General features: G+C 62.6%; 17 protein-coding genes and 1 tRNA gene. 14 read left to right on the forward strand and 4 right to left on the reverse strand.

Going from position 1 to position 22350, the window contains the following annotated elements; translation table 11 throughout:
• Window positions 1-84 precede the first annotated feature (84 nt).
• Genes IRZ77_RS11415 through IRZ77_RS11425 form a run of 3 tightly spaced genes read left to right on the forward strand, consistent with a single transcriptional unit; the run spans window position 85 to window position 4086 of the window.
• Complete coding sequence (locus IRZ77_RS11415; RefSeq protein ID WP_046614422.1) at window positions 85-1359, forward strand: YeaH/YhbH family protein; 1275 nt, start codon at window positions 85-87, stop codon at window positions 1357-1359.
• Entirely contained in the window at window positions 1356-2924 is a 1569-nt protein-coding gene (locus IRZ77_RS11420) for a SpoVR family protein (RefSeq protein ID WP_025337455.1), read from the forward strand. Before IRZ77_RS11415 ends, IRZ77_RS11420 begins: the two co-directional genes overlap by 4 nt.
• Before the next feature lie 55 nt (window positions 2925-2979).
• Window positions 2980-4086, forward strand: a complete 1107-nt coding sequence (locus tag IRZ77_RS11425; protein WP_108480292.1) for a multifunctional CCA addition/repair protein — start codon at window positions 2980-2982, stop codon at window positions 4084-4086.
• A 163-nt stretch (window positions 4087-4249) separates the two neighbouring features.
• On the opposite strand, the gene folK is transcribed toward IRZ77_RS11425, so the two are convergent.
• Both folK and folB read right to left on the reverse strand, forming a co-directional pair.
• On the reverse strand, window positions 4250-4759 hold the full coding sequence (gene folK, locus IRZ77_RS11430; RefSeq protein WP_108480293.1) for a 2-amino-4-hydroxy-6-hydroxymethyldihydropteridine diphosphokinase: 510 nt from the start codon (window positions 4757-4759) through the stop codon (window positions 4250-4252).
• Window positions 4750-5106 carry a dihydroneopterin aldolase gene (folB, locus tag IRZ77_RS11435; RefSeq protein ID WP_004375185.1) on the reverse strand — a complete coding sequence of 119 codons (357 nt, stop codon included), beginning with the start codon at window positions 5104-5106 and terminating at the stop codon, window positions 4750-4752. The genes folK and folB overlap by 10 nt, the downstream gene beginning before the upstream one ends.
• A gap of 74 nt (window positions 5107-5180) precedes the next feature.
• On the opposite strand from folB, the gene plsY reads away from it, so the two are divergent.
• Window positions 5181-5750 (forward strand): glycerol-3-phosphate 1-O-acyltransferase PlsY, encoded by a 570-nt coding sequence (gene plsY, locus IRZ77_RS11440; RefSeq protein WP_013970581.1) that lies wholly within the window; start codon window positions 5181-5183, stop codon window positions 5748-5750.
• A 3-nt stretch (window positions 5751-5753) separates the two neighbouring features.
• On the opposite strand, the gene tsaD is transcribed toward plsY, so the two are convergent.
• Complete coding sequence (gene tsaD / locus IRZ77_RS11445) at window positions 5754-6779, reverse strand: tRNA (adenosine(37)-N6)-threonylcarbamoyltransferase complex transferase subunit TsaD (RefSeq protein ID WP_025337452.1); 1026 nt, start codon at window positions 6777-6779, stop codon at window positions 5754-5756.
• A 204-nt stretch (window positions 6780-6983) separates the two neighbouring features.
• Between tsaD and rpsU the strand changes: the two genes are divergently transcribed.
• The 6 genes from rpsU (at window position 6984) to IRZ77_RS11475 (ending at window position 16222) form a co-directional block, all read left to right on the forward strand.
• A complete protein-coding gene (gene rpsU / locus IRZ77_RS11450) occupies window positions 6984-7199 on the forward strand; it encodes a 30S ribosomal protein S21 (protein ID WP_003255575.1) in 216 nt (71 codons plus the stop codon).
• A 302-nt stretch (window positions 7200-7501) separates the two neighbouring features.
• The gene (dnaG, locus tag IRZ77_RS11455) at window positions 7502-9484 is read left to right on the forward strand and encodes a DNA primase (RefSeq protein ID WP_046614425.1); all 1983 of its coding nucleotides are present in this window, start codon (window positions 7502-7504) and stop codon (window positions 9482-9484) included.
• Window positions 9485-9551: 67 nt separating this feature from the next.
• Window positions 9552-11402: an RNA polymerase sigma factor RpoD gene (gene rpoD / locus IRZ77_RS11460; protein ID WP_046614426.1), complete on the forward strand. Its 1851-nt coding sequence runs from the start codon at window positions 9552-9554 to the stop codon at window positions 11400-11402.
• 313 nt (window positions 11403-11715) lie between these two features.
• A complete protein-coding gene (locus tag IRZ77_RS11465; RefSeq protein ID WP_196173518.1) occupies window positions 11716-15459 on the forward strand; it encodes a bifunctional diguanylate cyclase/phosphodiesterase in 3744 nt (1247 codons plus the stop codon).
• Between the two features lie 16 nt (window positions 15460-15475).
• A tRNA-Ile gene (locus IRZ77_RS11470) sits at window positions 15476-15552 on the forward strand.
• 208 nt (window positions 15553-15760) lie between these two features.
• Complete coding sequence (locus IRZ77_RS11475; RefSeq protein WP_015268712.1) at window positions 15761-16222, forward strand: Lrp/AsnC family transcriptional regulator; 462 nt, start codon at window positions 15761-15763, stop codon at window positions 16220-16222.
• Between the two features lie 13 nt (window positions 16223-16235).
• On the opposite strand, the gene IRZ77_RS11480 is transcribed toward IRZ77_RS11475, so the two are convergent.
• The gene (locus IRZ77_RS11480; RefSeq protein ID WP_108480295.1) at window positions 16236-16526 is read right to left on the reverse strand and encodes a hypothetical protein; all 291 of its coding nucleotides are present in this window, start codon (window positions 16524-16526) and stop codon (window positions 16236-16238) included.
• A 612-nt stretch (window positions 16527-17138) separates the two neighbouring features.
• Between IRZ77_RS11480 and IRZ77_RS11485 the strand changes: the two genes are divergently transcribed.
• The 4 genes from IRZ77_RS11485 (at window position 17139) to pqqA (ending at window position 22304) form a co-directional block, all read left to right on the forward strand.
• On the forward strand, window positions 17139-18821 hold the full coding sequence (locus IRZ77_RS11485; protein ID WP_085600088.1) for a flavin monoamine oxidase family protein: 1683 nt from the start codon (window positions 17139-17141) through the stop codon (window positions 18819-18821).
• A 14-nt stretch (window positions 18822-18835) separates the two neighbouring features.
• Entirely contained in the window at window positions 18836-19630 is a 795-nt protein-coding gene (locus tag IRZ77_RS11490) for a carbon-nitrogen hydrolase family protein (protein ID WP_085600086.1), read from the forward strand.
• 144 nt (window positions 19631-19774) lie between these two features.
• Complete coding sequence (pqqF, locus tag IRZ77_RS11495) at window positions 19775-22075, forward strand: pyrroloquinoline quinone biosynthesis protein PqqF (protein WP_196173520.1); 2301 nt, start codon at window positions 19775-19777, stop codon at window positions 22073-22075.
• Window positions 22076-22232: 157 nt separating this feature from the next.
• Window positions 22233-22304: a pyrroloquinoline quinone precursor peptide PqqA gene (gene pqqA, locus IRZ77_RS11500; RefSeq protein ID WP_003243383.1), complete on the forward strand. Its 72-nt coding sequence runs from the start codon at window positions 22233-22235 to the stop codon at window positions 22302-22304.
• Window positions 22305-22350: the final 46 nt, after the last annotated feature.

A 22350-nucleotide genomic window follows, 5' to 3' on the forward strand; every position in this document is an offset into this window, starting at 1 on the left:
GGGCGGCGGAAGCTGCTTTGCTGCCATTACGTGCAGCAGCTCGTAGCTTGAAGCGTGCAGCTGTTCCCAGCTACCGGAGGGGCCATGAGCTACGTTATAGATCGACGCCTGAACGGCAAGAACAAGAGCACGGTCAACCGCCAGCGCTTCCTGCGGCGGTACCGCGAACATATCAAGAAGGCCGTCGAAGAGGCGGTAAGCCGCCGTTCCATCATGGACATGGAACATGGCGAGCAGATCAGCATTCCGGGGCGCGATATCGACGAACCGGTGCTGCACCATGGTCGCGGGGGCAAACAGACCATCGTGCACCCAGGCAACAAGGAGTTCACCGCCGGTGAACACATCCCCAGGCCGCAAGGCGGCGGAGGCGGTGGCAGCGGCCGCGGCAAGGCCGGCAACTCCGGCGAGGGCATGGACGACTTCGTCTTCCAGATTACCCAGGAAGAATTCCTGGAGTTCATGTTCGAGGACCTCGAACTGCCCAACCTGGTCAAACGTCACCTGACCGGGGCCGATACCTTCAAGACCGTGCGCGCCGGTATCGCCAACGAAGGCAACCCGTCACGCATCAACATCGTGCGCACCCTGCGTTCAGCCCATGCCAGGCGCATCGCCCTGACCGGCAGCAGCCGCGCACTGCTGCGCGAGGCGCAGAAGGAACTCGCCCGCCTGAAGGTCGAGGAACCAGACAACTTCACCGATATCCAGGAAGTCGAACACGAGATCGAACGCCTGAAGGCACGCATCAACCGCCTGCCCTTCCTCGACACCTTCGACCTCAAGTACAACCTGCTGGTCAAGCAGCCCAACCCCAGCTCCAAGGCGGTGATGTTCTGCCTGATGGACGTATCTGGCTCGATGACCCAGGCCACCAAGGATATCGCCAAGCGTTTTTTCATCCTGCTGTACCTCTTCCTCAAGCGTAACTACGAGCGCATCGAAGTGGTGTTCATCCGCCACCACACCAGCGCCCGTGAAGTCGATGAGGAAGAATTCTTCTATTCGCGGGAGACCGGCGGCACCATCGTTTCCAGCGCGCTCAAGCTGATGCAGGAGGTCATGGCCGAACGCTACCCGGCCAGCGACTGGAACATCTACGCCGCCCAAGCCTCCGACGGCGACAACTGGAACGACGACTCGCCGATCTGCCGCGACATCCTGGCCAAGCAGATCATGCCGCATGTGCAGTACTACACTTACGTTGAAATCACCCCTCGTGAACACCAGGCGCTGTGGTACGAATACGAGCGCATCGGCGAAGCCTTTCCCGACACGTTCGCCCAGCAGCAGTTGGTATCGGCCGGCGATATCTACCCGGTCTTCCGTGAACTCTTCCAGCGCAGGTTAGCCACATGACCGCCAGAGCACAGAGACGCCAACCAATTTCCACCGGGTCCGAGTGGACGTTCGAACTGATCCAGACCTACGACCGGGAAATCAGCCGCCTGGCCGAGCGTTACGCCCTGGACACCTACCCCAACCAGATCGAGGTGATCACCGCCGAGCAGATGATGGACGCCTACGCCTCGGTCGGCATGCCGCTGGGTTACCACCACTGGTCCTACGGCAAGCAGTTCCTCAGCACGGAGAAATCCTACAGCCGTGGCCAGATGGGCCTGGCCTACGAGATCGTGATCAACTCGGACCCGTGCATCGCCTACCTGATGGAAGAAAACACCATGTGCATGCAGGCACTGGTGATTGCCCATGCCTGCTACGGCCATAACAGTTTCTTCAAGGGCAACTATCTGTTCCGCACCTGGACCGACGCCAGCTCGATCATCGACTACCTTGTCTTCGCCAAGCAGTACATCGCCCAATGTGAAGAGCGCCATGGCATCGATGCAGTGGAAGACCTGATCGACTCCTGCCATGCCCTGATGAATTACGGCGTCGACCGTTACAAGCGGCCTTATCCGATTTCCGCCGAAGAGGAGCGGCGGCGGCAGAAGGAGCGCGAGGAGCACTTGCAGCGGCAAATCAATGACCTGTGGCGCACCATTCCGAAAAGCGCTGACAAGGGTAACGAGCGCGATGATGCGCGCTTCCCTGCCGAACCGCAGGAAAACATCCTGTATTTCATCGAAAAGAACGCCCCACTGCTGGAACCTTGGCAGCGTGAAGTGGTGCGCATCGTGCGCAAGATCGCACAGTATTTCTACCCACAGCGCCAAACCCAAGTGATGAACGAAGGCTGGGCGACGTTCTGGCACTACACACTGATGAACGACCTGTATGACGAGGGGCTGATCACCGAAGGCTTCATGATGGAGTTCCTGCAGTCACACACCAGCGTGGTGTTCCAGCCCGGCTTCGACAGCCCCTATTACAACGGCATCAACCCCTACGCACTGGGCTTTGCGATGTACACCGACATCCGCCGCATGTGCGAGAACCCGACCGAAGAAGATCGCCGCTGGTTCCCCGACATTGCTGGCAGTGACTGGCTTTCTACCATCAAGTTCGCCATGAGCAGCTTCAAGGACGAGAGCTTCATCCTGCAGTACCTGTCGCCGAAGGTCATGCGCGATCTGAAGCTGTTCAGCATCCTCGATGACGACCAGCGCGACGACCTGTATGTACCTGCCATCCACGACGAGGCCGGCTACAGGACGATTCGCGAACTGCTGGCGGCGCAGTACAACCTGGGCAACCGTGAACCGAACGTGCAGATCTGGAGCGTCGACCGCCGCGGCGACCGCTCGCTGACCTTGCGTCACCAGCAACACAACCGCAAACCGCTGGGCGATTCTACCGATGAAGTGCTCAAGCACCTGCACCGCCTGTGGGGCTTCGACATCCATCTGGAAACCGTTCAGGGCGAGCAGGTGATGAAGACCCATCACATGCCACCACGCGGCGAGCACGGTGAAAGCGCCGACTACGGCCGCATGGATCTGGCTGTCATCCACCACCTCTAGTGCCACGCCATGAGTGCCGACAGGGTATCCTGTCGGCAGTTATGGAGAGCTGCACATGCACATCTACAAAGTTGGCGGCGCCGTGCGCGACCGCCTGCTCGGTCGCCCTGTCAGTGATATCGACTGGCTGGTGGTCGGCGCCACGGTCGAGGAAATGCACGCCAAGGGCTTTCGCCCGGTCGGCGCTGATTTCCCGGTGTTCCTGCACCCGAAAACCGGCGAGGAATATGCCCTTGCCCGCACCGAGCGAAAGAGCGGGCGCGGCTATGGCGGATTTACCTTCCACGCCAGCCCCGATGTGACCCTGGAGGAAGACCTGATCCGCCGTGACCTGACCATCAATGCGATGGCCGAGGACGAGATGGGTACGGTGTACGACCCCTATCATGGCCAGGACGATCTCGATCAGCGCCTTTTGCGCCATGTTTCGCCGGCATTCGCCGAAGATCCATTGCGCGTGCTGCGTGTTGCGCGCTTTGCTGCACGTTACGCGCCGCTGGGTTTTCGGGTTGCCGATGAGACACTGGAACTGATGCGCCAGATCAGTGCTTCTGGCGAACTGCAGGCGCTGACCGCCGAGCGCAGTTGGAAGGAAATCGAGCGGGCGCTGATGGAGGCGCAGCCGCAGGTGTTCTTCCAGGTGCTGCATGCTTGTGGGGCACTGCGGGAGCTGCTGCCAGAGTTTGATGACACCCCCAAGGCCCTGGCGGCGCTGGAACAGGCGGCCATGCACGAACAGACCCTGCAGGTACGCTGGGCCTGCCTGCTGCAGTCGCTGACACCGGCCGCTATCAAAGCCGTCAACCAGCGCCTGAAGGCGCCACGGGAATGCCAGGAGCTGGCGTTGTTGACGGGTGAATGCCTGAAGCTGGGCAACCAGGCGCAGGAGCTGCCTGCCACGGCACTGCTGGAGCTGTTGCAGAAGTTCGATGTGTACCGACGGCCACAACGGTTCGAAGACTTCCTGATCGCTTGCGAGATGACAGCGCTAGGCGAGGGCAAAGCGGGTTATCCACAGGCCGACTACCTGCGAGGGGCTGCGGCGGCGGCGCGGGCGGTGGATGTGAAACCGTTGGTGCTGACAGGGCTGACCGGCCAGGCCCTGGGAGAGGCGCTCAAAGGTGAGCGGCTGAAAGCGCTCGAGGCTTACAAGCTCGGTTGAAGATACCCGCCCCTTCGCGGCTGAAACCACTCCCACAGGGACTGCGTGAGCCTGAGCGGACATGCCCGCGAAGAATTCAACTTTTCCTGCATGGATCGCATGATGCCCAATGTTGTGCGCCCCCTGTGGGAGCGGCTTTAGCCGCGAAAGGGCCGGTGCAGGCTTACGCGGGAGTCAGCTGCAACCCACGCCACTCAAAGGCAACCGGAGCCAACACCTGCTCGATCCGCGCCTCCTGCCACAACTGCGCCATTGTCTTGCCTACCCCCGGATGCACCAGCTCCGGCGCCAGCAGCGACAGCGGCCAAAGCACAAAGGCGTTCTTCAGGATCTCGGCCCGAGGCAACACCAACCCATCGAACGTGCCGTGCAGGCCGTCATACATCAGCACGTCGATATCCAGCGGTAGGCCCTTGCGGTCCGGGGCATAGCGGCCATTATCGGCCTCGATGAACTTCAGCCGGCGGTCCAGTTCGATCAATGGCAACTCAGTCTGCCCGGTCACCACGAAGTTGATGAACGGCCCACTCTTGATTCCCACCGCCTGGCTTTCGAACGCCGGCGAACAGCGCATGTCGGTCAGGATGCCTGCCAACGCATCGAGCCCGGCGCACAAATGCACCTCGCGGTCGATATTGCTGCCAAGGCCCAGGTAAACCGTGCTCAGAGACATCCGCGCTCGATCTCCACGCCAACACCACCACGGGCCGCCGGCACCGCACCCGGCTTGGTCAGTTTCAACCGCACCCATGGAATGTGGAACTCTTCCATCAACGTCGCCACCAGGCGCTCGGCGAAGGTTTCCACCAACTCGAAACGGGCCTGTTCGGCAAACGCCTGGATGCGCGCCGACACACTGGCATAGTCCAGCGCCAGGTTCAGGTCGTCACCGGCCGCAGCCGGGCGGTTGTCCCAGGCGAAGCTCAGGTCCAGGCGCAAGCACTGGCGAATATCCCGCTCCCAGTCATAGGCACCGATGACGGTATCGACTTCCAGGCCTTCGATGAACACTCTGTCCAAGCACTTCTCTCCACAGCACGACAAGGGCGACTGGCGCCGTTAGAATCAGGGCGTCCTCGCCCGGAATAGTTAGCATGTTTTGGTTACTGGCGTTGCTCGCCTACCTGCTCGGCTCGCTGTCCTTCGCCATCGTCCTAAGCCGCCTCACGGGCAGCCCGGACCCGCGTTCCAGCGGTTCAGGCAATGCCGGCGCCACCAACATGCTACGCCTGGCAGGCCGCAAGCTGGCGATCCTGACCCTGCTTGGCGACCTGTGCAAGGGCCTGTTGCCGGTATTGCTTGCCCGCGGTGCCGGGCTGGACCTGCACGCACAGGCCTGGGTAGGCGTGTGCGCAGTGCTGGGCCACCTGTTCCCGCTGTACTTCCGCTTCCAGGGCGGCAAGGGCGTGGCAACCGCCGCGGGCATGCTCATGGCCTTGTACTTCCCGGCCGCGCTACTGGCCATCGGCGCCTGGCTGCTGACCTTCTACCTCACCCGCACCAGCTCGCTGGCGGCGCTGATCGCCACACCGCTGACCTTGCCATTGCTGGCCTGGCGCGAGCCAGAGGCCCTGCTGCCGATCACCGTGCTGACGGCGATGATCGTATGGCGTCACCGCAGCAACCTGCGCGACCTGTTCGCCGGCCGCGAACGGCACTTCTAACGCTTAAACCGGCGGCAACTGCTCCATCGGCCAACGTGCCTGCACGCTGATCGCCAGGTCCTGCTTTTGCCCGGCCAACAACCGCTGGCAGCCGGCATAGGCGATCATCGCGCCGTTGTCGGTACAGAACTGCGGGCGCGCGTAGTACACGTTGCCCTTGATGCTGCCGAGCATGTCTTCGAGGGACGCACGCAGGGCCTTGTTGGCGCTGACGCCACCGGCAATGACCAGGCGCTTGAGGCCAGTCTGCTTCAACGCCCGCTTGCACTTGATGGTCAGAGTCTCCACCACCGCCTGCTGGAATGCCAGGGACAGGTCGCAACGGGTTTGCTCACTGTCGTCGCCGGCATCGCGGCACTGCTGCCAGGTGTTCAGGGCAAAGGTTTTCAGGCCGCTGAAGCTGAACTCCAGCCCCGGGCGATCGGTCATCGGCCTCGGGAACACGAAGCGGCCAGGCACGCCGCGCTCGGCCAGGCGGGCGATTTCCGGGCCACCGGGGTAGTTCAGGCCGATCAGCTTGGCGGTCTTGTCGAACGCTTCGCCGGCGGCGTCGTCCAGGCTCTCGCCCAGCAGTTCGTACTGGCCGATGCCATCAACCCGCACCAGCTGGGTGTGACCGCCGGAAACCAACAAAGCGACGAACGGAAACTCCGGTGGGTTTTCTTCCAGCATGGGGGCCAGCAGGTGGCCTTCCATGTGGTGTACGCCAATTGCCGGGATGTCCCAGGCAAAGGCCAGCGCCTGGGCGCAGGAGGCCCCCACCAGCAGGGCCCCTACCAGGCCTGGGCCCGCGGTATAGGCGATGGCATCGATCTCGGTAGCCACGCAACCGGCCTCGTCAAGCACCTGGCGGATGAGTGGCAGCATGCGCTTGACGTGGTCACGCGAGGCAAGCTCTGGCACCACGCCGCCGAACACGCGGTGCAGGTCGATCTGGCTGAACAGCGCGTCGGCCAACAAACCGCGTTCGCTGTCGTATAATGCGACGCCAGTTTCGTCGCAGGATGTTTCCAATCCCAGTACTAGCATGGGTTCGTCCCTTGTGGGGGCTGAATTCGAAGCCGCGCATGATAGTCCCCGTGTCGGATGCCGACCAGCGGTTTTCGATCAGAGGCTTTGCATTCCGGCTTGCTAAGGGTTAACATCCGCAACCCTTGAAAACCGACGTTCTCCAGCACACCTTTGTTTTGCCAGGAGCACGTCTACCCCGGTAATGAATTAAGGTAGCCCTGGATGCCAGCCGTCAAAGTTAAAGAGAACGAACCCTTCGACGTAGCTCTGCGTCGTTTCAAGCGCTCCTGCGAAAAAGCCGGTGTACTGGCTGAAGTTCGTAGCCGCGAGTTTTACGAGAAGCCGACCGCCGAGCGTAAGCGCAAAGCAGCTGCTGCTGTTAAGCGTCACGCCAAGAAAGTTCAGCGCGAACAGCGCCGCGCCGTTCGTCTGTACTAATACAGACGTTCTACGCAAAGCTTCTGCCTGCCCGGCTAACCGCCGGGCGATGGCAGTGGTCGATTCAAACTTGAGCAGCTAGCTCAAGGCCCTGCACAAGCTTCATGCGAACTGCACATGGGCAACCTGCCTGAAACGTCAGAGCTGGTCCCCCTTGCTGTATGACCAGACGTGCACGTCCGACTGACGGGCCCTCAGGGGCTGGCGACGAGCACACATTCCCTCGCACTTTCCCAAGCGGCACTCGCCCCATTCGGCGCGTGAGCGATTAGACTTGCCAGCTGCCAGATGACGAGACTGCCATGGCCGGGCTGATTCCCCAGAGTTTCATTGACGACCTTATCAACCGCCTCGACATTGTCGACGTGGTGAGTTCGCGCGTCCAGCTGAAAAAAACCGGCAAGAACTATTCCGCCTGCTGCCCGTTCCACAAGGAGAAGACCCCTTCCTTCACGGTCAGCCCCGACAAGCAGTTCTACTACTGCTTCGGCTGCGGTGCCGGCGGCAACGCCCTGGGCTTCGTCATGGACCACGACAACCTGGACTTCCCCCAGGCCGTCGAGGAGCTGGCCCGCGCCGCCGGCATGGAAGTGCCCCGCGAGCAAGGCCGCCGCGACCACAAGCCACGCCAGCCAACCGACTCGCCGCTGTACCCGCTGCTGGAAGCGGCCTCCGAGTTCTATCGTCAAGCCCTGCGCAGCCACCCGACCCGCAAGGCGGCGGTGGACTACCTCAAGGGCCGTGGCCTGTCCGGGGAAATCGCCCGTGACTTTGGCCTGGGCTTCGCCCCGCCAGGCTGGGACAACCTGCTCAAACACCTGGGTGCCGATACCCTGCAGCAGAAGGTGATGATCGATGCCGGCCTGCTGATCGAGAACGCCGAAAGCGGCAAGCGCTACGACCGCTTCCGCGACCGGGTGATGTTCCCGATCCGCGACAGCCGCGGGCGCATCATCGCCTTCGGTGGCCGGGTGCTCGGCGACGACAAGCCCAAGTACTTGAACTCCCCGGAAACGCCGGTGTTCCACAAGGGCCAGGAACTGTACGGTCTGTACGAGGCACGCAAGCACAACCGCAACCTTGACGAAATCATCGTCGTCGAGGGCTACATGGACGTCATTGCCCTGGCCCAGCAGGGCCTGCGCAACGCCGTGGCCACGCTCGGCACCGCCACCAGCGAAGAACACCTCAAGCGCCTGTTCCGCGTGGTACCCAGCGTGCTGTTCTGCTTCGATGGCGACCAGGCCGGGCGCAAGGCCGCCTGGCGCGCCCTGGAATCAACCCTGTCGAACCTGCAGGACGGCCGCCGCGCGCGCTTCCTGTTCCTGCCCGAAGGCGAAGACCCGGACAGCCTGGTACGCGCCGAAGGCACCGATGCATTCATGGCCCGCATCAACCAGCACGCCCAGCCGCTGGCCGATTACTTCTTCGAGCAACTAGGCGTCGAAGCCGACCCACGCTCGCTGGAAGGCAAGGCGCACATGGCGACCCTGGCCGCACCACTGATCGAAAAGATTCCCGGCGCCAACCTGCGCCAACTGATGCGCAACCGCCTGAAGGAAATCACCGGCCTCGACCCGCAGCAGGTCGAGCAACTGGCGCAACACGCCCCGGCCGCCAGCAGCGTGCCGGGCTACGACCCTGGCTACGATTACGACGCCATGGCCAGCTACACCCCCGACTACGGCGACATGCCGCAGCACGACTTCGCCCCCGTTCATCAGGAACAGGAGTGGAAGCCGAACAAGGCCACTGGCAAGAAGCAGTGGAGCGACAAACCCTGGGACAAGAACCGCAAGGGTGGCAAGCCATGGCAGCAACGTGACGAAGCGCCACCACGGGTACCGGCCCCGGTCGAGCCACCCACCCTGGCCGCCCTGCGCACGCTGCTGCACCACCCGCTGCTGGCCGGCAAGGTGGAAGATGCCAGCCACTTCGCCGACGAAGAACACCTGTACAGCCAGCTGCTGGTGGCACTGATCGAAGCCGCGCAGAAAAATCCTGGGCTAAGCTCAATGCAGTTGATCGCACGTTGGCACGGCACCGAACAAGGGCGCCTGCTGCGGGCCTTGGCGGAAAAGGAATGGCTGATCGTGGCCGACAACCTTGAACAACAGTTTTTCGACACTATAACTAGCTTGTCCGCCCGCCAACGCGAGCGCAGCCTGGAACAACTGCTCAGGAAATCACGTCAAAGCGAATTGACCAGCGAGGAAAAAACCCAGCTCCTCGCCCTGCTGAGCCGGAATGTTCCCGCACAAACGCCGACCTCATCTGGCGCGTGAGGCCCATGCTCGGGTATAATCCTCGGCTTGTTTTTTGCCCGCCAAGACCTTCAGTGGATAGGGTGTTATGTCCGGAAAAGCGCAACAGCAGTCTCGTATCAAAGAGTTGATCACCCGCGGTCGTGAGCAGGGCTACCTGACTTACGCGGAGGTCAACGACCACCTGCCTGAGGATATTTCAGATCCGGAACAGGTGGAAGACATCATCCGCATGATCAACGACATGGGGATCAACGTATTCGAGAGTGCTCCGGATGCGGATGCCCTTCTGTTGGCGGAAGCCGACACCGACGAAGCCGCGGCCGAAGAAGCCGCTGCTGCGTTGGCGGCAGTTGAAACCGATATCGGCCGCACGACCGACCCGGTGCGCATGTACATGCGCGAAATGGGTACCGTCGAGCTGCTGACCCGCGAAGGCGAGATCGAAATCGCCAAGCGTATCGAGGAAGGCATCCGTGAAGTCATGGGCGCCATCGCTCACTTCCCGGGCACTGTCGACTACATTCTCGGCGAATATGACCGCGTCACCAGCGAAGGTGGCCGTCTGTCGGACGTTCTCAGCGGTTACATCGACCCTGACGACAATATCGCCGCGCCGACCGAAGAAGTGCCGATCCCGGGCACCAAGGCCGCCGCCGCGAAGGAAGAATCCGACGACGACGAGGAAGAATCCGAAAGTGGTGACGACGAGGAAGAGGCCGAGAGCGGCCCGGACCCGGAAGTCGCTCGCCAGCGTTTCGGTGCGGTCAACGACCAGCTCCAGGCCACCAACAAGGTCCTGAAGAAGAACGGTCGCGCCCACAAGGAAAGCATCGAAGCCCTGCAGGCTCTGGCCGACCTGTTCATGCCGATCAAGCTGGTACCGAAGCAGTTCGAGGTACTGGTAGAGCGTGTTCGTGACGCCTTGAACCGCCTGCGCCAGCAGGAACGCGCCATCATGCAGCTGTGCGTGCGTGACGCCCGCATGCCGCGTGCCGACTTCCTGCGCATGTTCCCGAGCAACGAAACCGACCAGACCTGGAGCGGTGACCTGGCCAAGCGCAACACCAAGTGGGCTGCCGCCCTGGGTGAAAAGGACGCTGCCATCGTCGCTTGCCAGCAGAAGCTGATCGACCTTGAGACCGAAACCGGCCTGACCGTTGCCGAGATCAAGGAAATCAACCGTCGCATGTCGATCGGTGAAGCCAAGGCCCGCCGCGCCAAGAAAGAAATGGTCGAGGCGAACCTGCGTCTGGTTATCTCCATCGCCAAGAAGTACACCAACCGTGGCCTGCAGTTCCTCGACCTGATCCAGGAAGGCAACATCGGCTTGATGAAAGCGGTGGACAAGTTCGAATACCGTCGCGGTTACAAGTTCTCGACCTACGCCACGTGGTGGATCCGCCAGGCGATCACCCGTTCGATCGCCGACCAGGCGCGCACCATCCGTATTCCGGTGCACATGATCGAGACGATCAACAAGCTCAACCGTATTTCCCGCCAGATGCTGCAGGAAATGGGTCGCGAACCGACCCCGGAAGAGCTGGGCGAGCGCATGGAAATGCCTGAGGACAAGATCCGCAAGGTACTGAAGATCGCCAAAGAGCCGATCTCCATGGAAACCCCGATCGGTGACGACGAAGATTCGCACCTGGGCGACTTCATCGAGGACTCGACCATGCAGTCCCCGATCGACGTGGCCACGGTCGAAAGCCTCAAGGAAGCCACCCGTGATGTGCTATCGGGCCTGACCGCACGCGAAGCCAAGGTGCTGCGCATGCGATTCGGTATCGACATGAACACCGACCACACCCTCGAAGAGGTGGGCAAGCAGTTCGACGTGACCCGTGAGCGGATCCGTCAGATCGAAGCGAAGGCGTTGCGCAAACTGCGCCACCCGACTCGCAGCGAGCATCTGCGCTCCTTCCTCGACGAGTGATGACAAAACCCCGGCCCAGGCCGGGGTTTTTCTTTTCCGCCTGTTGCGCAAAATCTGAATTCTGGCGAGATCTCGGCAGGAGCAGCCTTGTGCTGCGAAGAGTCCATTGCAACAGAAGATGATTCTTTAGCCTAACTGGCGACTTCGCAGCACAAGGCTGCTCCTACAGGGGCCGCGCTTGCCATGAACGCGATGCAGGCCGCACCACACCCGCAAGGCCCTGTTGTCTCTGACAAAGACCCTGTCCTTCACCGCACACCGGCAGCAATGCCCGTCTACACTCGACTTCAGACCCCCTGAATGCGAGGCCGCTATGCACCCGATGCCGGCCATCCTGTTGCTGCTCCTGATTTTATGGAACACAACGGCCGGCGCCCTGACCCTGACAAACGAGGAGAAAGCCTGGTTGGCTGCCCACCCGCAGCTGAGCCTGGGTGTAGACGCCTCTTGGCCACCGTTCGAGTTTCGCGACCAGGAGGGCCGGTACCAGGGCTTGGCCGCCGATTACATCGCCACCATCCAGCAACGCCTGGGTGTGACGCTCAAACCGGTCGAACCCAGCAGCTGGACCGAGGTACTGACGCAGGCACGCGAAAGCCGCATCGACCTGCTGCCCGGCATCATGTCCACCCCCGAGCGCCAAGCCTACCTGGCCTTCACCCGGCCATACCTCGACTTCCCCATCGTCATCCTCGCCCACAAAGGCGGCGCACAACCGCGCAATCTGAACGACCTTTACGGCCTGAAGGTTGCCGTGGTCGAAAACTACGCCCCGCACGAACTGCTGCGCACCCACCATCCAGACCTCAACCTGGTGGCCCTGCCCAACGTCAGTTCCACTCTGCAGGCGCTGGCCACTGACGAAGTGGACGCCGTGGTCGGTGACCTCGCGTCAAGCATCTGGAGCCTGCGCCAGCTCAAGCTCGATGGCCTGTACGTCAGCGGCGAAACACCCTACCGCTACCAACTGGCCATGGCCGCCCCGCGCGACAAGAAGGAACTGGTCGGCATTCTCGACAAAGTGATGGCAGACATGAGCAGCGCCGAAGTCAGCCAGATCCAGCAACGCTGGGTGGGCAATGTGGTCGACCAACGGATGTTCTGGTCAGACCTGCTGGTGTATGGCCTGCCGGCAGTGCTGGTATTGATGGCCGTGCTGGCAGTGGTCATCCGCATCAACCGCCGGCTCAGTTCGGAAATTTCTCGGCGCATAGCCCTGGAACAGGAACTGCGCAGCAGCGAGTACCACTATCGCAGCCTGGTGGAGAGCCTGTCCGCCATCGCCTGGGAGGCCGACGCCAACGACTTCACCTACAGCTACGTCTCGCCCCACGCCGAAGGCCTGCTCGGCTACCCATTGGCCGACTGGCTCAAGCCCGGCTTCTGGCGCAGCATCCTGCACCCGGAGGATGCCCTCTGGGCCCAGGCCTACTGCGACAGCGAAACTGCCGCCGGCCGCGATCACAGCCTCGACTATCGGGTGATCAGGGCCGATGGCCAGCCACTGTGGGTACGCAACATCGTCAGCATGATCGAGCATGGCCATCTGCCTGTGATGCGCGGCCTGATGATCGACATCAGCGAAACCAAGCGCACCGAGGATGCCCTGCGCTTGTCCGAGCAGAAGTTCGCCTCGGTGTTCCAGCAGTGCCCCGACATCCTGCTGATCGCCCGCCACAGCGACGGCTGCCTGCTGGAGGTGAACGAAGCCTTCGAAGAACAGATAGGCCTCACCCCGGGCCAGGTAATTGGCCGCACCGCCACCGAACTGAACCTGTGGGGCGTCGAAGGCGCCGGCCCGCGACTGCTCGAACGCCTGCACCAAGGTGGTATACGCAACCTGGAAATGAGCTTCCGCCGCAGCAACGGCCAACTGTTCACCGGCCTGACCTCGGCCGAAACCTTCGAACTCGACGGCAACCTCGCGCTGGTGGTGGCGGTACGCGATATCAGCCAGCTCAAGGAAACCCAGGAACAGCTGCAAACCTCGGAAGAGAAATTCGCCAAGGCCTTCCATGCCTCGCCCGATGGCCTGCTGCTGTCGCGCCAGAGCGACGGCTTGCTGCTCGAAGTGAACGAAGGCTTCTGCCGCCTGACCGGCTATGACCTCAGCCCGAACATCGACCAGACCTCACTGGACCTGGGCATCTGGGTCGACCTCAACGAGCGCAAGCGCCTGGTCGAACAGCTCAACCGTGACAGCTTCGTACGCGACTTCACTTGCCACCTGCGTCGCAGCGATGGGCAGATTCGCCTCTGCGAGCTTTCTGCACGGCCGCTGCCGATTGCCGGCGACGACTGCATGCTGACCATCGCCCGCGACATCACCGAGCGCCACCTGATGCAGGAAAAACTGCAACTGGCCGCCACCGTGTTCGAGAACACCGCCGAAGGCGTGTTGATCACCGACATCGACCAGCGCATCAGTGCCGTCAACCGCGCCTTCAGCGAAATTACCGGCTACAGCGAGATCGAAGCCCTCGGCCAGACCCCGCGCCTGCTCGCCTCCGGCCAGCACGACAGCGCGTTCTATGCGGCCATGTGGCACCAGCTTACCGATGAAGGCCACTGGCAAGGCGAGATCTACAACAAGCGCAAGAACGGCGAGCTGTACCCCGGCTGGCTGACCATCAGCGCCGTGCGCAACAGAGAACGCGAGATTACCCACTTCGTCGCCGTGTTCGCCGACATCTCCAGCCTCAAGCACGCACAGGCCAAGCTCGACTACCAGGCCCACCACGACCCGCTGACCGGCCTACCCAATCGTGCCCTGTTCGAGAACCGCCTGCAGGCCGCGCTCACCTGCTCGCAGGTATCCAACCGCAAGGGCGCGGTACTGTTCCTCGACCTCGACCGTTTCAAGCATATCAACGACAGCCTCGGCCATCCGGTCGGCGACCTGCTGCTCAAGGGCATCGCCCAACGCCTGAAGGAGCAGGTGCGTGATGTCGACACCGTGGCCCGCCTGGGTGGCGATGAGTTCATCATCCTGCTGCCCGGCTTGCACAAACCCAGTGACGCCAGCGCCATCGCCAACAAGCTGCTGACCTGCTTCAACGCGCCGTTCCAGGCCGGCGAGCACGAGTTCTTCACCAGCGCCAGCATCGGCATCAGCCTTTATCCACAGGACGGCACCGACGTTGCCACACTGATTCGCAACGCCGACGCCGCCATGTACCGCTCCAAGGCCAAGGGCCGCAACCGCGTCGAAGCCTACACCCTCGACCTCACCGCCCAGGCCAGCGAACGCATCGCCCTGGAGCACGAATTGCGCCGCGCCATCGAACGCAACGAACTGAGCCTGTGCTTCCAGCCCAAGCTAAGCCTCAAGACCCAGAGCCTGGTTGGCGCCGAAGCGCTGATTCGCTGGAGCCACCCGACATTTGGTGAAGTGCCGCCAGAGCACTTCATCCACCTGGCGGAAGAGAACGGCACCATCCTCCAGATCGGCGACTGGGTATTGGAGCAGGCCTGCCGACAGATGCAGGCCTGGAAGCTGCACTACGAACCATTCGGCCCCTTGTCGATCAACCTCGCCGGCGCACAGCTGCGCCAACCTCACCTCGCCCGGCGCATCGAACAGTTGCTGAAGCACTACCAGCTCAAGGCCGGCGACCTGCAGCTGGAAATCACCGAAAACTTCATCATGAGCCAGGCAGAGGAAGCCCTGGCCGTGCTGTACAAGCTGAAGAAACTGGGCGTGCAGCTGGCCATCGACGACTTCGGCACCGGTTATTCATCGCTGAGCTACCTCAAGCGCCTGCCGCTGGACATCCTCAAGATCGACAAATCGTTCATCCGCGGCCTGCCCGATGACCCCCACGACGCCGCCATCGCCCGCGCGATCATTGCCCTGGGCCGCAGCATGCAGCTGACCATCATTGCCGAGGGTGTGGAGAACCAGGCCCAGCAACGGTTCCTGGCGGCTGAAGGCTGCGAGCAGATCCAAGGCTACATCGTCAGCCTGCCCCTGCCCCCGGACGAGTTCGCAGCGACGTTTCTTCGTATAGCACTATCGGATCTTTCAGATGGCACAGGTGCGAAACCCTCGTTATAATCCGGCCACTTACTGAGGGCCTATAGCTCAGTCGGTTAGAGCAGAGGACTCATAATCCTTTGGTCCACGGTTCGAGTCCGTGTGGGCCCACCAGATAACTCAAAGGCCTACGTTGCAGAACGTAGGCCTTTTTCTTTTCGGCAGTTCTGCCGGATGAAAAAGCTACGGCCGATGTTTACATCCTGGGCCAGGCCGACACGGCCGCTCCTACAACGGGGGCGCGTCAGCATGGCCAACTGTCTACCCTTGCCCTGCTTACCGCAGGCTGGCTAGGCTAGCGGGCCAACCGTAGAGACTCGCCATGTCGGATTCCCGCTCCATCACGCTGGATGAAATCGATCGCCAGCTGATCGCACTGCTGCAGATAAACGCCCGCGAAAGCGTCGCCACCCTCGCCCGTCAGTTGGGCATCGCCCGCACCACCGTCAACTCGCGCCTGGAGCGGCTGGAGAAGAACAAGGTCATCTCCGGCTATGGCGTACGCCTGGGCCAGCGAGTGATGGGTGGGGGGCTGCAGGCGTATGTGGGGATCAAGGTGCAGCCGCGCTCGGGCAAGGAGGTGGTGCGCCGCCTGAGTGCGATGGGCCAGGTGCAGCAGCTGTGCGCAGTGAGCGGCGAGTTCGACTATGTGGCCTGGCTGCGTACGGATTCGCCCGAGCAACTGGACCAGCTGCTCGACCAGATCGGCAGTGTCGACGGGGTGGAGAAGACCACCACGTCGATCATTCTCAGCAGCAAGGTGGACCGCGGGCAGCCGCTCTGAACTCGGCTGGCGGTCAGGCTTCCTGGCCATCGAGCAGGCCTTCCAGAATTGCCGAAAGGCTTTCGGCGGAATGCTGCATCGACCAGACGATGTCACGGCTGCGCTCGGGGGCGTGGTGCTGGGCGTAGTCAGTGGCGATCTGATTGAGACCACGGGCCAGCAGGCAGGCGTGGACCAGGGCGTCTGCGGCATCGATGCCGGGGCGTATGGCGAATAATGACGGGTGGCTGGATTCGCAGTTGCAGAAGGTTTTTTCTGCGGTGGGTTTCAGTTTTTCGGGTTGGTCGGGTAAGCGTTTGGTCATGGTATAGCCTCCAAATCACAAGGGTGATCGGCGGCCAATCGCATCCTTCTCACGGGAATTGGGTGGCAGCCATGCACGAGGTGAGAACCGGCGAACTTGGAGGCGTGTACCCGGCCAGGCAAAGCCTGCCCGCGCACAGCTGCCATAGCAGTGCGCCTCCAGAAAGATCAGCGGGTTCTCACGCCCGATCGCCGAATTTGCAGCGACCCAGTGAAGTTAACGATGAAGCCTTTCCCACGCTGCCAGACCGAGGCTATAGCGGGCGTAGGGTAATTCTCTGTTTCACGACATGGGTGTAGGCCCTGTCTGATCAACCGCATGGCAAGCACGACACGGGACCCTGTGGGAGCGGGTTTACCCGCGAATGCTGCAGTGAATCCACCGACGCATTCGCGGGTGAACCCGCTCCCACAGGGGCCGGTTCCATCCCTGGACTACTCAATCTCCTGCTTCGTCGTAATGCACATAACATGTTTAATTTCGACGAGACAACATCCATTCAGACAACACTCTGCGCCTTAATAACGAACATCACACCCCCTAAAATGGCCCCCAGGCATCTCCTATACTCAGGCTCCGCCCGCTGCGCAGCCTCTCTGGCAAGGTCACTTCATGAACAAGAAAAACCGCCACCCAGCCGATGGTAAAAAACCCGTCACCATCTTCGGCCCGGACTTCCCCTTCGCCTTCGACGACTGGCTGGAACACCCCGCAGGCCTGGGTAGCATCCCGGCCGAGCGCCATGGTGAGGAAGTGGCAATCGTGGGCGCCGGTATCGCCGGCCTGGTAGCGGCCTACGAGCTGATGAAGCTGGGCCTCAAGCCGGTGGTGTACGAAGCCTCCAAGCTGGGCGGCCGGCTACGCTCGCAAGCCTTCAACGGCACCGACGGGATCATTGCCGAACTGGGTGGCATGCGCTTCCCGGTGTCGTCCACTGCCTTCTACCACTACGTGGACAAGCTGGGCCTGGAGACCAAACCGTTCCCCAACCCGCTGACCCCGGCCTCGGGCAGCACGGTGATCGACCTGGAAGGCCAGACCTACTACGCCGAAAAACCCACCGACCTGCCCAAACTGTTCCACGAAGTGGCCGATGCCTGGGCCGATGCCCTGGAAAGCGGTGCGCAGTTCGCTGACATCCAGCAAGCCATCCGTGACCGTGACGTGCCGCGCCTGAAAGAACTGTGGAACAAGCTGGTACCGCTTTGGGACGACCGCACGTTCTACGACTTCGTCGCCACCTCGCGCTCGTTCGCCAAGCTGAGCTTCCAGCACCGCGAAGTGTTCGGCCAGGTCGGCTTCGGCACCGGCGGCTGGGACTCGGACTTCCCCAACTCGATGCTGGAAATCTTCCGCGTGGTAATGACCAACTGCGACGACCACCAACACCTGGTGGTCGGCGGTGTGGAGCAGGTACCGCAGGGCATCTGGCGCCATGTACCGGAACGCTGCGTGCATTGGCCGGAAGGCACCAGCCTGAGCGGGCTGCATGGCGGCGCGCCGCGTACCGGGGTCAAGCGCATCGCCCGCGCCGCCGATGGCCGCCTGGCGGTCACCGACAACTGGGGCGACACCCGTCACTACAGTGCCGTGCTCGCCACCTGCCAGACCTGGCTGCTGACCACCCAGATCGACTGCGAGGAATCGCTGTTCTCGCAAAAGATGTGGATGGCCCTGGACCGCACCCGCTACATGCAGTCGTCGAAGACCTTCGTCATGGTCGACCGGCCGTTCTGGAAGGACAAGGACCCGGAAACCGGTCGCGACCTGATGAGCATGACCCTCACCGATCGCCTCACCCGTGGCACCTACCTGTTCGACAACGGCAACGACAAGCCGGGGGTGATCTGCCTGTCGTACTCGTGGATGAGCGATGCGCTGAAGATGCTGCCGCATCCGGTGGAAAAACGCGTGCAACTGGCCCTGGACGCACTGAAGAAGATCTACCCGAAGACCGACATCGCCGGGCACATCATCGGCGACCCGATCACCGTTTCCTGGGAGGCCGACCCGCACTTCCTTGGCGCCTTCAAGGGCGCGCTGCCTGGGCACTACCGCTACAACCAGCGCATGTACGCGCACTTCATGCAGCAGGACATGCCTGCCGAGCAGCGCGGCATGTTCATCGCCGGTGACGATGTGTCGTGGACGCCGGCCTGGGTGGAAGGCGCGGTACAGACATCGCTGAATGCGGTGTGGGGTATCATGAATCACTTCGGTGGCCGCACCCACCCGGACAACCCCGGCCCAGGCGACGTGTTCGACGAAATCGGCCCGATCGCCCTGCCGGACTGAGACAAGGAGGCAGCATGCGCATCGCTCTGTTTCAGGGCGCACCCAAGCCACTGGACGTGCCCGGCAACCTGCAACGGTTGCGCCACCAGGCGCAACTGGCGGCCGAACGTGGCGCCAGTTTGCTGGTGTGCCCGGAGATGTTCCTGACCGGCTACAACATCGGCCTGCCCCAGGTCGAGCGCCTGGCCGAGGCCGTCGATGGTCCGGCGGCCATGGCGGTGGTGGAGATCGCCCAGGCGCACCGTATCGCTATCGTCTACGGCTACCCGGAGCGTGGCGATGATGGAGCCATCTACAACAGTGTGCAGCTGATCGATGCGCATGGCCGCAGCCTTGGCAACTATCGCAAGACCCACCTGTTCGGCGAGCTGGACCGCTCGATGTTCAGCGCAGGTGCCGATCACTTCCCGGTGGTGGAGCTGGATGGCTGGAAGGTCGGCCTGCTGATCTGCTACGACATCGAGTTCCCGGAGAATGCCCGGCGCCTGGCGCTGGACGGTGCCGAGCTGATCCTGGTGCCGACGGCGAACATGTCGCCGTACGACTTCATCTGCCAGGTGACCGTGAGGGCGCGGGCGCAGGAGAACCAGTGCTACCTGGTGTATGCCAACTATTGCGGCTCGGAAGGCGAGATCCAGTATTGCGGGCAGAGCAGCATCATCGGCCCGGATGGCAGCCTGCTGGCGATGGCCGGGCGGGACGAGTGCCAGTTGCTGGCAGAGCTGGAGCATGAGCGGGTGGTGCAGGGGCGCGGGGCGTTTCCTTACCTCACCGATTTGCGCCAGGAGTTGCATCTGCGTAAGGGCTGATGGCCCTTTCGCGGGCACGCCCGCTCCCACAGGATCTGCGCTGCCTTTCATACCTGCGCCATTCCTGTGGGAGCGGGCGCGCCCGCGAAGAGACCGGGCCTGCAAACAAATGGGTTAGCATGGACAGCAGTTACCGGAGCCCCCATGCCTGACGCCACCCGCCACCTCACCCTCGCCAACGGCCTGCAGCTGACCCTGCGCCACGCCCCGCGCCTGAAGCGCTCAGCTGCCGCACTGCGGGTACATGCGGGCAGTCACGACGCGCCGACCAGGTGGCCCGGCCTGGCCCACTTCCTGGAGCACCTGTTCTTCCTCGGCACCTCGCGTTTCCCGCTGGACGACGGCCTGATGCGCTACGTGCAGGCCCTCGGCGGCCAGGTCAATGCCAGCACCCGCGAGCGCACCACCGACTTTTTCTTCGAGGTCCCGCCCAGCGCCTTGGCCGGAGGGCTGGAGCGCCTGTGCCAGATGCTGGCCGAGCCAGACCTGAGCATCGAGCGCCAGCGCCGCGAACGCGAGGTCATCCATGCCGAGTTCATTGCCTGGTCACGCAGCCCTCAGGCCCAGCAGCAGTTCGCCTTGCTGCAAGCCGCGGCACCCGGCCATCCATTGGCCGCTTTTCATGCTGGTAACCGGCACACCCTGGCCTTGCAGAATCCCGCCTTCCAGCAAGCGCTCTGTGGCTTTCACCAGCGTTTCTACCAAGGCGGCCAGGTCGCCCTGAGCCTGTGCGGCCCGCAATCGCTGGATGAGCTGGAATTGCTGGGCCGGCAGCATGCCAAGCTGTTCGCGACGAGTGAACGGGTGCCACAAGCTCTGCCGCCGCCCTTATCGACGACCGACACGCACCTGCTGTTCAGCCACGAAAACCTGCCGGCAGGTGCCGAGCAGGCCCTTGAGTTGCTGATCGCCTGCCTCGGCGATAGCCGCCCGGGCACCTGGCTGGATGCGCTTCGCCAGCGCGGCTGGCTGCAGGGCTTCAAGGCCGAGGCACTGTATGCCTTCGCCGGGCAGTTGCTGTGGCACATTGATCTGAAGCTGAGCGAGGATGCCTGCCCGGAGGAAGCCGATGCCCTGTTGCATGGCTGGTTCGGCTTCATCCGCCAGGCCGCTCCTGAGCAATTGAGTGCCGAATTCGAGCTGCTGCAGCGAAGCCGCGAACGCAGTGCCAGCGCGCTTGAACTGGCCCGCCGGGACAGCGCCGGCCAGCCGTTCAGCGGTTTGGACACTCAAGGCTTGCACGCCCTTCGTGCCCTGCTGGAAGGCCTGCCGGGCCGAGAACATGGGCACTGGCAACTGCCCGGCGTCGATCCCTTGCTCCTGGCCGACTTGCCTGATGCCAGTCCGCACCCCCTACCAGCAGCACTGAAAGTCAGCGATCAGCTGCCTGGCACTCGTCAGTACGCAGCGCTGTACCTGCGCTGGCATGTCCCTTCACCGTTGCGCCAGCGTCTGCACGCGCTGCTCGAACGTGCCCTGCACCCCATGCAGGAGCGCTGCGAGCGCGTATCGGTGCAGTTGCAGTTCAGTGCCGCTGGCGAATACTGGCAACTGCGCTGCGCCGGGCTACCGGCAGCGGTGCTGCGCACTGTGGAACAGGCCTTGGCATTGATGCGCAAGCCCCCGGCAGGCAGCTGGCTGCCCTGCTCGACGCAGCCTCCGGCGCTGATCCCCATCCGGGCCCTGCTCAAGCAGCTGCCCGACGCCGTGCTGGGCGCCGCGCCTGCACCTGCTCCGGCCTGCACCCTGGCACAGACGCATCTCGACAGCCTGTGGCAGCACGCAAGCTGGCACGGCCTGGCTGCCGGCTTCGACGATACCGCCCTGGACGCATTGGGCACCGCGCTGCAGCAGTGCCCTGGCCAAGGCTCGGCGCCTGGCCCTCTGCCCGCCTGGGCCAACCACCGTTGGCAACATGCCGAAGTACTCGGTAGTGAGCATGCCCTGCTGCTGTTCTGCCCACTGCCAGCGCCCATGGAAGCCGCTGGCCGCCTACTCGCGCAGTTGCTGCAAGGGCCGGTTTACCAACGGCTGCGGGTAGAATTGCAACTCGGCTATGCGGTATTCAGTACCTTTCGTCAGGTCGAGGGTGTCGGCGGCCTTCTGTTCGGGGTCCAGTCGCCTCACGCCAGCCAGGTACAGATCCTCGACCACCTGCTCACCTTGCTGCGCCAGGGCGTTACCCTCGCCCCTGTCGCTCGCCAGGCTCTGGCCGGGCAATTCGATGAAATGGCGATGGGTAATGCCGAAGTCGCCGAATGGGCGTGGCAGACATACCTGGCTACACAACCCGGCAGGCTGGATACGCTGCGCAGGTCTATCCTGACTACGCGGCAGACGGATCTGGACCACCTGCTGAGCCACCTGCTCGGTACAGGTTCCACTTGGCTATGCTTGGCCAACGCTGCCGCACCAGATGCTTCCTGGCTGGGCTCAACCCCATGATTGTTACGAAAACCGCAATGGAGTTTTCGAATAATTAACCTTTCGGTACAAATTTTTCTTGTAAGATAGCGCAATCCCAGCCAAGGGAACCTCCAGCCAATGGCGGTACCCAAGTAGTAGCTGACAAACCCACCCCTCATCCGGAAGGAGTAATTCCATGTGGACCAAACCTGCATACACTGATCTGCGCATCGGCTTCGAAGTCACCATGTACTTCGCCAACCGCTAAGCCCGGCTTACGGTTCAACGCCTCGGCCTGCCGGGGCGTTTTCGTT

This window comes from Pseudomonas pudica, assembly GCF_015680405.1.
Taxonomy (GTDB): domain Bacteria; phylum Pseudomonadota; class Gammaproteobacteria; order Pseudomonadales; family Pseudomonadaceae; genus Aquipseudomonas; species Aquipseudomonas pudica.